We start from the raw sequence: 11,755 nt of genomic DNA, 5'->3' as shown, positions 1-11,755 counted from the left end.
AATTGGCGGCCTGACGACAACAGATGAAGTGCAGGGTTATTACGATTTACTGGCTATTTTAGGGGGAAAAGGTGCGCAATCCCATTAAAGTTCGGTAAAAGTATGCTTCACGCGTTGAGAACGTTTGATGTAAGGCACAAAAACAGCGGCGGCCAGCAAGGGCCATCCCAGAGTGCGTAAGGCAATATCATCACTGATCGGCGAGAAAGCAAAGGCCTTTAGTGCCAGTAGCACGGTTAACAATAACCAAAGAATAAACCATTTCGGTAGACGACGTGAGCGGCTGCAAAACAACCAGATGACCCATAATGTATAGGCCCACATCACCAAGGTTGTTATCACCGAGAAATACCATTGTAGGGTAAATGCCTGTGAGTTGGTCACCAGATACTCTCGTGACTCTGGGGTGAAGATGGCCATGGCATACAGTACTAGCATCAGGCTAGCGCTGAGCAGTGTGACGATCAAATAAGCCAGTGGGGCCAATAACCAGCCGCCAATGCGCTGATATTCCTGCGGTTGAGACATAGTGAACCTTAGTAATCTATTAATAAGGAGTGATAACCATCTGTCGCTATCACTTCTTTGTATGATGCTAGCTTAACCCGCAAATGTGTCCTTCGTCATCTATATCAATATGGTAATACGCCGGTTGGGTACCCAACCCTGGCATGGTCATGATATTTCCAGTGTAGATACGAACAAATCCGGCACCTGCCGACACGGCACAGGCCGTTACAGGCAATACAAAATCATGTGGGACGTTCTTCAGGCTAGCATCGGCACTGATAGACAGGGGTGTTTTGGCGATGCACAGCGGCAAATGGCCGAAACCTGCTGCGGTTATCTCATCAAGTTGTTGGCGCGCTTGAGGCGTAAATGTCACATCGTGGGCGCCATAACGCTGTGCCATAACCTGTAACTTGCTCTCCAGTGTGGCGCTGTCTGGATAGGGTAACGTCGGCTCAGCGCCCTGAGCGCAGGCAGTTATCACTTGTTGAGCCAGTGCGGTGGTCCCGGCACCTCCCAGGGCAAAAGCGTCACTGATTTCACAAGCAAGTGCGCCGGCAGATAAAGCATAGTCGGCTAAAAATCTCAATTCTTCGGGGCTGTCGTCGGGGAAGCGATTAACCGCAACCACCACCGGCAAACCGTAACTTTTCGCGTTATTTATGTGCCATTTCAGATTGGCGCAACCTTGATTGAGCAAGGGAATATTGCTATTGAGGATCTCGGCAGGTAGTGGCTGACCCGGCTTAATATCATACGCGCCACTATTGGCTTTCAGGCTACGCAGTGTCGCCACCAAAACCACACAAGCGGGGGCAATACCGGATTGGCGATACTTAATATTAAAGAATTTTTCCATCCCCATATCGGAACCAAAACCCGCTTCGGTTACCACATAATCCGCTAATTGTAAGCCCAACCGGTCTGCCAGAACCGATGAGTTGCCGTGGGCGATATTGGCAAAAGGGCCTGCATGGATCAGTACCGGGGTGTGTTCACTGGTTTGCATTAATGTTGGATGAATAGTCTCTTTCATTAGCACGGTCATGGCACCGGCGACGCCCAAATCTGTTGTGGTTATCGGTTCGCCGTGGGTGGAGTGAGCCAAAATAACCCGGCCAATGCGTTGTCGCATATCTTGCAGGTTTTCTGATAAGGCCAAGATAGCCATCAATTCAGATGCAGCGGCTATTTCTACATGGTCTGCCCGCTCCACACCGTGGGTACTTTCGCCGATCCCCACACGAATATGGCGTAGCGCCCGGTCGTTGTGATCAACCACGCGTGGCCAGAGGATCCGCTGCGGGTCAATATTCAGTAACGGTAATCCGGTTTGTTGACTAAACGCCAGCCCCAAGCGTTGCTCATGGTACAACCGCGCATCCAAAGCGGCGGCGGCCAGATTATGTGCAGCACTGATGGCATGGATATCACCTGTGAGATGCAGGTTCAGTTTCTCCATCGGTTGCACCTGTGAAGCACCGCCACCCGCAGCACCCCCTTTCACACCAAAGACCGGGCCAAGACTGGGTTGACGGATACAGGCAACACAACGGTGACCTAATCGGTTGATCCCCTGACTTAAGCCAATCGTTGTTACGGTTTTCCCTTCGCCTAACGGCGTTGGGGTGATACTGGAAACTAAAATCAGTTTGCCTTGCGCACGACCAGGCTGGATCGCCCGGATATCAACTTTTGCCATATGATGCCCATAAGGGATGACATCATCGGTGCTAACACCTAATTGCTGAGCAATATGCATGATTGGCAACATTGCTGGGTGACGAATAAAATCTGAATGAGGGGGGAGGTCATCGGCAGTCGAAGGCATTGTCGGTGTCATGGCGAGAAAAAGTCCTGTTATCAGTGATAAAACGGCGGCAGCCAACCACTATGGCTATAAATCACCGCAAAATTATCACATAAAGCGATGAATAATTGACGATACAAATCAATAAATGTGAAGTGACCGAGGTTAAGTGTCCTACCATAGATATTCTTAATATTGGCGGCCTAATATGTCTAATTTATATCGCTCCATTGTGAATTAAAATTCACAAACATAACGAAACTAAGGTGTTTTGAGTTATCAAAAGTTATAAATCCTTACGCGATATGAACGATATATAAAAACCATTCTATGATACCAGCGTTATATGTTTTTAGACTTGTTCAGGCGATTATCTGTTTCTTATGTTAACAGATGTTCCTAATAATTTAGGTAATCTACTCTATGGAAAACCACGTTCATTCCTCATTGGTCTGCGCTGCTCGATTACTCCGTCTGGCGGGGTTGAATTCAGACACTGTTGAGGATTTTAGCCACAAAAATGCTATCGGTTGTTGGACCATGGCCACACGTGCATCATTGCAGCGCTATTTAGCGCAATTTTCACATACCACAGCAGCTCGCTTCAAAATCATAAAAAAGTCATTAAATAATATTAAACCAGAACAATTGCCACTTGCCTTTCGCGATATGCAAGGCAAATTTATCTTATTGGCACGTATTAATGAAAAGCAGGTGCTACTGCAACATGCAGATAGCGGGAAGCCAGAAATAATAACTTATCAAGAGCTTACGTCGATTTGGAGTGGTGTCATCATTTGTTGTAGCCATTCGCGTTTCAATATTCGCTGGTTTGTTCCCGTATTACTGCGCCACCGTAAATCATTGATTCAGGTATTGGTATTATCAATGTTATTACAGTTTCTGGCCTTGATTTCTCCTCTTTTCTTTCAGGTTATTATGGATAAAGTGCTGGTCCATAATGCACTCACAACACTTGATGTGTTAATTATTGTGCTATTAGTCGTAGGCATATATGAAGTCGTATTAAAATTACTGCGAGAATATATTTTCACTCACACGACCACTCGGGTTGATATTTTATTGGGCGGCAAGCTATTTAACCACCTAATCAAATTACCACTAAGTTATTTTAAGCAACGCCATGTGGGCAATATTGTCGCTCGAGTGAAGGAGCTGGACAATATTAGAGAATTTATTACGGGATCCGCACTGACGCTATGTGTTGATGTGGTTTTTACCCTGGTGTTGTTTATTGAATACATTGCGCCAATGTCATCGTATTTTGGTATTAGGAAACGGGCAAGTATTGGAACAAGGCAGTCATCAGGCGCTACTTGCTCAGGAAGGAGCCTATGCACGGTTGTGGCGGTTACAAACTGAGTAATGCATCGCGACAGTGGGTTATTAATCTCGCTTAGAATAACGCTGGGTGAGAATCTCTCACCCAGCTATCACCAGCCATACAGTGCGTGATTACAACTTGTCACCGTTGGTTTTAATCACCCCTTGATACCAGAAGAAGCTTTTTTTACGCTGACGTGCCAGTTGTTTCTGATGGTCGACATAAACAAAACCATATTGCTTCTGGAAGCCATTCAACCAACTGAGTAGATCGATAAATGACCACGGATAGTAACCACGGACATCTGCACCTTGCTTGATGGCATCTTCAATTGCCACAATATGCTGACGCAGGTAATCAATCCGGTCATCATCAACCACTTCGCCCTCAATGATTGGGTCTTTAGCACCCAAGCCATTTTCAGTGATATAGATAGGGATGTCACCATAGCGCGCCTTGATATTCATGATACCTTCGGTAAGGCCCTGCGGGTAAATCTCCCAATCCCAGTCGGTATAAATCCCGTTAGGATTGCGGACAAATTTAAACAAATCTTTGAAGCCGAACTCATTCCCTTGTTGATGACCGGAACCTTTTTCACCTGAGGTGTTCATGGTCAGATGCGTTTCTTGGTTATTGGCAGCAATAGTTTCACGCTTATAGTAGTTCAACCCAATAAAGTCACAGATATTGTTACGTAACAGAGCATCATCATCGGGGGCGAATTGTGGAACACCCCAAATGGCCTGGGTCTGTGCCAGCAATTCAGCTGGATACTCACCTTTTAACACTGGATCATATAACCAATGGGTAAAGATCCCTTCAGCTAAGCGAAATGCGGCGATATCTTCGGCGGAATCACTCAGTGGCGTGTTGGTTTGCAGGACATTCACAAAACCTATTGTCCCGTCGATACCGCTGGCACGAAATGCTGCAACCGCTTTGGCGTGAGCGACAAAAACGTGATGGCAGGCTTGGATAGCACGGGCAGGATTCTGGACGCCCGGCGGATGACCGCCAGTAATATAGCCAAAACCAATAAAACAGATGGTCTCGTTGAACGTTGACCAGAGCTTGACCCGATCACCATAGTGCTGATAACACAAACGTGCATATTCTTCAAAAGCATCGGTGGTGCTGCGGGTTTCCCAACCCCCTTCATCTTGCAAGGCTTGTGGCAAATCCCAGTGATAGAGCGTAATCATCGGCTCGATGTTGTGTTCCAGCAATGCATCGATCAATTCACTGTAGAATTTAACTCCCGCGGCGTTCACCTCCCCACGGCCTGTTGGCAACAAACGCGGCCATGAAATTGAAAAACGATAACTTTTCATGCCCATCTCCGCCATCAGAGCTACATCTTCGCGGAAACGATGATAGTGGTCGACAGCAACATCACCATTGGTTCCCTGATAGGTGGTTCCGGGCAGATGTGCAAAAGTGTCCCAGATAGAAGGACCTTTACCATCAGTATCATAGGCACCTTCAACTTGATAAGCGGCGCTGGCGGCACCCCACAGGAAATTTTTCGGGAAAGCAGACATAAAATCACTCTCATGTAATGGATAAAAAGGGTGTTTGATAAAATCTCTATCCTCAGTGTATTAGGGAAAACGTTATTTATGCAACCGGTTTCTGTAACCGGTTTCTGTGATGCTAAATTGAGTGATTGAACGGCAATAAAACGACAGCGATATACAAGACACCAATCACAAAACCGTAAACAGTGCCTAAACGAGGTGAAGACAAGATGGGTCATTGAATACCACTGTGTATATAATCAGTGTTTCGCAAATTAAGATTTTTTGTTGAAGAAGGAAGAATGATGATCACTCGGCTTGCTATCTCTGGCTACCGTTCGTTACGCGATGTGGTACTTGAATTGGGGCAATTGAATGTCATTACCGGCGCGAATGGCAGTGGCAAGTCCAGTCTTTATCGAGCGCTCCGGTTGCTGTCAGATATTGGTCAGGGGCAGGTTATCCAATCATTGGCGGCGGAGGGCGGTTTACAATCAACCCTCTGGGCGGGGCCCGCGTCGTTTTCCCAGTCGATGAAATCAGGAGAACAACCGATTGAAGGTACCACTCGCCATCATCCCGTGAGCCTCAAATTGGGCTTTGCTGGCGCGGACTATGGTTATGCTATCGATCTGGGTCTCCCCACACCGCGCAGGTCATTTTTTGCATTGGATCCTGAAATCAAGCTTGAAAGCCTGTGGTGTGGCGATACCCTGAACAATAATGCGCTTTTTGCTGAGCGGCGAGGCCCGCGGGTTCGCATCCGTGATGAGCGCGGAATTTGGCGCGAGTCATATCACGGGTTAGCGGCCTATGACAGTATGATGACCCACAGCACAGACCCCCGTGATGCCCCAGAGATTCTGCTTATGCGCGAACGGATGCGGGCCTGGCGTTTTTATGACAATCTGCGTACCGACCGTCATGCGCCAGCTCGCCAGCTTCAAGTGGGGACTTATACACCGGTACTGGCCAGCGATGGTGCGGACTTGGCCGCAGCGTTACAAACGATCAGAGAGATCGGGGATACAGATGCACTCACGCATACCATTACAGATGCTTTTCCCGGAACTACGTTGGCTATTGAACCCAATTTTGAGTTGCTGTTGTCACAGCAAGGTTTGTTAAGGCCACTCAAGGTCGCAGAGCTATCAGACGGTACCTTACGTTATTTATTGCTGGTGGCGGCATTGCTATCGCCACGACCTCCCGAAATGATGATCCTGAACGAACCCGAAATCAGCCTGCATGTTGATCTGTTAAAACCATTAGCGCGGTTGATTGGGCAGGCGGCACAACATACCCAGGTGATTGTGGTGTCCCATGCCGCTGAACTGGTGGCGGCGCTACAGCAGGAAAGCCACTGTCGCCATATCTTGTTGGATAAACAGTTAAGTGAGACAACGATACAACAAGAGGCCACACCTCATTGGTTATGGGCAGCACGTTAGCGGCAGTGACTGCGATGTTGAAAACATATAGGGCTGTTAAGCTCCTCAGACTGCTGACAAACTTCGACGACACGAGCTCTGGTGGGGAGAATAGGCAGAAGATATTGTATCCGTGGCAAGGATGGTGCGGTTCGAGCCTAAATAGGTGCTTATTATGCGCGGAGAAGATGGCGTCTTTACGATCTGCTGGTTTTTCACCGTGGCGGACAGGTTGTCATTAAACTCAGGGGCCGTTAAGCCCCTGGATAGCATGTTTAAATCAATTGATTTATTTAAATCACTAAGTCTATTTAAATTACCAGGTCTATTTAAATCAACAAATTAAATCGCTGTATTAGCCTTAACTCAGCGATTTAGATGGTAATACACTTCGTTCCAGCGGATTTCATTTTTAAATGCAGGAAGCGTCGTATCATTGTCGATCAACAGGAATTCAATACCGTGCATCTCGGCATACAGGCGCAATTCATCCACCCCGACGGCTTGAGAGAATACCGTGTGGTGCGCGCCACCGGCGATAATCCAAGCTTCAGCAGCCGTTGCCAGCGACGGCTGAGCTTGCCAGATAGCACGGGCTACCGGCAGTTTAGGTAAGGGGTGCGGCTGTTCGACAGTATCGACGACGTTGACCAATAAGCGGAAACGGTTCCCCATGTCAATTAAACTGGCATTCAGTGCCGGGCCTGCCGGTGTAGAGAAGATCAAGCGCGCCGGATCGGCTTTACCACCGATACCTAAGTGTTGTACATCCAGCAACGGTTTCTCTTCTTTGGCGATAGAGGGACACACTTCCAGCATATGAGAGCCAACCACTAAATCATTGCCTGGTTGGAAGTTATAGGTGTAATCCTCCATAAACGAGGTGCCACCTTTCAGGCCAGTGCCCATTACTTTCAGAATGCGCAGCAACGCGGCAGTCTTCCAGTCACCTTCACCGCCAAAACCGTAACCTTGTTGCATCAGTCGTTGCACTGCCAGCCCCGGTAACTGCTTCAGGCCATACAGATTTTCAAAGTTAGTGGTAAAGGCTTTAAAACCACCTTGTTCTAGAAAACGCTTCATGCCTAATTCAATACGGGCCGCATCCAGCAAATTTTCACGTTTATTGCCGTTCAGTTTTACCGCATCAGTGAAGCGGTAAGTGGCTTCATACTCTTCAACCAAGGTATCAATATCACCTTTGCTAACGGCATCCACCACCGTGACTAAATCACCGATCCCATAGGCATTAACTGAGTAACCAAACTGGATTTGAGCAGCCACTTTATCACCGTCGGTTACTGCCACTTCGCGCATGTTGTCGCCAAAACGTGCCACTTTAAGCTGTTGGCTTTCTTGTTTGGCTGCCGCTACTCGCATCCATTGACCAATACGTTGATGCGCTGCTTTATCCTGCCAATGACCGGTTATCACGCTGTGTTGTTGGCGCATCCGCGCGCCGATAAAGCCAAACTCGCGGCCACCATGGGCGGTTTGGTTCAGGTTCATAAAGTCCATATCCATGGTTTCCCACGGGATCTGCGCATTAAACTGAGTGTGGAATTGCAATAAAGGTTTATTCAGAATACTCAAACCACCAATCCACATTTTGGCGGGAGAGAAGGTGTGTAACCACGTCATTACCCCGATACAGGCGGTATCATAGTTCGCCTCACGGCACAGTGCAGTTATCTCATCCGGTGTGGTCACCAACGGTTTTAGTACCAGTTTTATTGGCAAGCCCGCTTCACTATTCAGGCTGCTAACCACCTGATGGGCATTATCCATAACTTGTTGCAGGGTTTTCGGACCATACAGGTTCTGGCTACCAATGACAAACCACACTTCTGATTGCTTGAATACGTCCATCTGATACTCCGTTTAATAAATTGTTATAAAAAATATATTTATAAATCAGTTTGATCGCCAAGATCAGTGTGTCGTCTCGGTCATTGGCGCAGGTGTATCGGTTACTGGCATATAGTGTGGTTCTGCTGACAGACACCACTGTTGATAGCGCTGATAAAGTTGCTGATAGCGAGCAACCTGGCTGGCGTCAGGTGTCAGAGTGCGCTCAATCTTACAGGCCATCTGACGCTGCGCAGCAGGGACATCGCGATATATTCCTGCGGCCACGGCGGCAAAAATTGCCGCTCCCAGCGCGCAACATTGATCAGAGGCAACAATTTGCAGTGGTCGATTCATCACGTCGGCACAAACTTGCATGATAACCGGTGATTTACGCGCAATACCGCCCAATGCCAACACGTTCTCAACCGGAATATCCTGCTGTTCAAAACACTCCATGATAGCGCGCGCACCAAAAGCGGTTGCTGCGATAAAACCACCAAATAGAGTAGGGGCATCGGTTCCCAAATTCAGATCGGTAATAACCCCTTTTAAACGTTGATTAGCATTCGGCGTACGGCGACCATTAAACCAATCCAATACCACTGGCAAGTGATCCAGTGAAGGGTTCTTTGCCCATTCAGCGGTGAGTGACGCGAGGAGGGTAGATTCAATCTGCTTTAACTGGGGTTGCAATTCGGGTTGTGCCAAGGCGGCCTGACGTAATGGCCAACTCAGTAAACGACTGAACCAGGCATACATGTCACCAAAAGCTGACTGACCTGCCTCCATACCAATCCAGCCGGGTACCACACTGCCTTCAACCTGACCGCAAATACCGGCAATGGCGCGCTCACCCACCAACTTGTCATCGGCAATCAGAATATCGCAAGTGGAGGTACCAATAACTTTGACCAAGGTATAAGGTTGAGCACCTGCGCCCACGGCACCCATATGGCAATCAAACGCGCCACCAGAGAGCACAACACCGGTCGGTAGCCCCAAACGCTCAGCCCATGCGGTAGTAATTAAACCCACCGGCCGTTCAGCCGTGTAGGTATCAGTAAACATAGGGTATGTAAGGTCGTCTACCAGACGGGTATCCAGTGCCGCCAGGAATTCACGCGGTGGCAATCCCCCCCATGATGGGTGCCATAAGCTTTTATGGCCCGCGCTGCATCGCCCCCGTTGAATATCCTGTGGGGCGGTGGTGCCGGATAACAGTGCCGGTACCCAATCACACAACTCAATCCACGACACCGCTGCATCACGCACGGCGGCATCGGCGCGTGTCACGTGCAGGATTTTTGCCCAGAACCATTCAGAAGAGTAGACACCGCCAATATAGCGGGAATAGTCGGCAAATTCGCCACTGCGACATAAGCGATTAATCTCTTCCGCTTCTTCTATAGCCGTATGGTCTTTCCACAGCACAAACATCGCATTGGGATTATCTGCAAATTCAGGGCGCAGTGCCAATACCTGTCCTTGCTCATCAATCGGCGCGGGTGTTGAGCCCGTGGAGTCAACACCAATCCCGACGATTTGCAGGCGCTGCTCTTCTGACAGGCGGCTGACGACCTGACGGATCGCCTGTTCCATGGCTTCGATATAGTCCAGTGGATGATGGCGAAACTGATTTTGTGCGGCCTGACAATAAAGGCCCTGCTGCCAGCGAGGGTAGTAGACAACTTCGGTATCGATCTCGGTGCCATGTTGACAATCTACCGCCAATACCCGGACGGAATCGCTGCCAAAATCTAATCCAAGCGCTATAGCTTTATTGGTTAATAAAGGACGGTCCGCCGATACAACGCTGGTTGTCATAGTGGTTGCTCCTAACATTTGCAGAAAACAGGAATTCATTGCCAATAACCATAGGAGTGAGTGACAGCAAGATGTGAGGAGCCGATGGCTGGAAGTATGTACTTTTCTGCTTCCTACAGTGTTTTTGTGATGTCAGTCAAAAGTTAGAGAGAGGTTAAATTTGCTGAATATATGGATAAATAAACTGTAATCCCTGGATGTGATAGCGCTCTACATTCTAAAGCATAATTAACGTTAAAACTGTCAGCGTCTTACCGGGTGTGGTGAGGTTAAGTGGCTTTCAATAAAGCATTCAACCGCACTAAAACTGAAAAATAACATTGATAACGTTTCCACTAAAAATCAGATGATTTGGGTGGTTGACGATTAAATAAACAAAAATCATCTCTTCCTACAAAAATAGTTCGGAGAACACTATACATAAATTAACTAAGGCGCTGGCAGTCGTTGGGTTAGCGGCAGTTATGTCACATTCAGCTATTGCCGAAAGCATGAAGTTGGGTTTTCTGGTAAAGCAGCCTGAAGAACCTTGGTTCCAGACCGAATGGAAGTTTGCAGATAAAGCAGGGAAAGATTTAGGTTTTGAAGTGATAAAAATTGCAGTGCCCGATGGTGAGAAAACCTTGAATGCTATCGATAGCCTTGCCGCCAGTGGTGCGAAAGGCTTTGTTATCTGTACACCAGACCCGAAACTGGGGCCGGCCATCGAGGCGAAGGCGCGCAGTTATAACCTGAAAGTGATCGCAGTAGACGACCAATTTGTGAATGCCAAAGGCAAACCGATGGAAAGTGTTCCATTAGTCATGATGGCGGCGACCAAAATTGGTGAGCGTCAAGGACAGGAACTGTGGAAAGAGATGAGTAAACGCGGCTGGCAACCGGGTGAAACGGCGGTAATGGCGATCACTTCTGATGAACTGGACACGGCTCGCCGACGTACCAGTGGGTCAATGGACGCGCTGAAAGCCGCAGGGTTCCCAGAAAAGCAAATCTATAAAGTACCGACCAAATCCAATGATATCCCTGGGGCATTTGATGCCGCCAACTCCATGTTAGTCCAGCATCCTGAAGTAAAAAACTGGCTGATTGTCGGCATGAATGACAACACCGTGTTGGGTGGTGTCCGGGCGACAGAAGGTCAGGGCTTTAAAGCACCCAATGTGATTGGCATTGGTATCAATGGCGTTGATGCAGTCAGTGAACTGTCCAAAGGCCAGGCTACCGGTTTCTATGGCTCTCTGTTACCAAGCCCGGATATTCATGGTTATAAGAGTATCCAGATGCTGAATGACTGGGTGACCAAAGGTGTTGAACCACCGAAATTTACTGAAGTGACTGATGTGGTGCTGATCACCCGGGATAACTTCAAAGTCGAGTTAGAGAAGAAAGGCTTGATGTAATTCCGTTATACCCAACGTCATGGGCGTGGCGGCTAACCCTCTGGCCGCGTCAAATTCGAAGGGTA

Annotated in this window: 7 protein-coding genes and 1 pseudogene; 3 read left to right on the top strand and 5 right to left on the bottom strand. The window is 48.1% G+C overall.

The window, feature by feature from the left end:
• Nucleotides 1–84: 84 nt before the first annotated feature.
• Nucleotides 85–528, bottom strand: coding sequence for a DUF2569 domain-containing protein (locus V2A84_RS07785; protein ID WP_372558995.1), 444 nt, complete (start codon nucleotides 526–528; stop codon nucleotides 85–87).
• Between the two features lie 67 nt (nucleotides 529–595).
• Nucleotides 596–2,353 carry a formate--tetrahydrofolate ligase gene (locus V2A84_RS07780; RefSeq protein ID WP_083158879.1) on the bottom strand — a complete coding sequence of 586 codons (1,758 nt, stop codon included), beginning with the start codon at nucleotides 2,351–2,353 and terminating at the stop codon, nucleotides 596–598.
• Nucleotides 2,354–2,743: 390 nt separating this feature from the next.
• On the opposite strand from V2A84_RS07780, the pseudogene V2A84_RS07775 reads away from it, so the two are divergent.
• A pseudogene (locus V2A84_RS07775) lies at nucleotides 2,744–3,577 on the top strand (ABC transporter transmembrane domain-containing protein); the annotation flags it as partial.
• Nucleotides 3,578–3,796: 219 nt separating this feature from the next.
• Here the strand turns inward: V2A84_RS07775 and V2A84_RS07770 are convergent.
• A complete protein-coding gene (locus tag V2A84_RS07770) occupies nucleotides 3,797–5,209 on the bottom strand; it encodes a GH1 family beta-glucosidase (RefSeq protein ID WP_083158875.1) in 1,413 nt (470 codons plus the stop codon).
• A 281-nt stretch (nucleotides 5,210–5,490) separates the two neighbouring features.
• Between V2A84_RS07770 and V2A84_RS07765 the strand changes: the two genes are divergently transcribed.
• Nucleotides 5,491–6,636 (top strand): AAA family ATPase, encoded by a 1,146-nt coding sequence (locus V2A84_RS07765; RefSeq protein WP_083158874.1) that lies wholly within the window; start codon nucleotides 5,491–5,493, stop codon nucleotides 6,634–6,636.
• A 345-nt stretch (nucleotides 6,637–6,981) separates the two neighbouring features.
• Here V2A84_RS07765 and araA read toward each other — a convergent pair whose 3' ends face one another.
• Together araA and V2A84_RS07755 are read right to left on the bottom strand one after the other, a co-directional pair.
• Nucleotides 6,982–8,484 (bottom strand): L-arabinose isomerase, encoded by a 1,503-nt coding sequence (gene araA / locus V2A84_RS07760; protein ID WP_442848686.1) that lies wholly within the window; start codon nucleotides 8,482–8,484, stop codon nucleotides 6,982–6,984.
• Nucleotides 8,485–8,547: 63 nt separating this feature from the next.
• Nucleotides 8,548–10,290 carry a ribulokinase gene (locus V2A84_RS07755; protein ID WP_372569172.1) on the bottom strand — a complete coding sequence of 581 codons (1,743 nt, stop codon included), beginning with the start codon at nucleotides 10,288–10,290 and terminating at the stop codon, nucleotides 8,548–8,550.
• A gap of 416 nt (nucleotides 10,291–10,706) precedes the next feature.
• Between V2A84_RS07755 and V2A84_RS07750 the strand changes: the two genes are divergently transcribed.
• Nucleotides 10,707–11,690 (top strand): arabinose ABC transporter substrate-binding protein, encoded by a 984-nt coding sequence (locus V2A84_RS07750; protein WP_083158872.1) that lies wholly within the window; start codon nucleotides 10,707–10,709, stop codon nucleotides 11,688–11,690.
• Nucleotides 11,691–11,755: the final 65 nt, after the last annotated feature.

Origin of the sequence: Yersinia sp. 2553 StPb PI (genome assembly GCF_052217105.1) — a bacterium.
Lineage (GTDB): Bacteria > Pseudomonadota > Gammaproteobacteria > Enterobacterales > Enterobacteriaceae > Yersinia > Yersinia enterocolitica_E.
The sequence above is the reverse complement of the archived record's forward strand: the minus strand, read 5'-3'. Positions and strand labels throughout refer to the sequence as shown.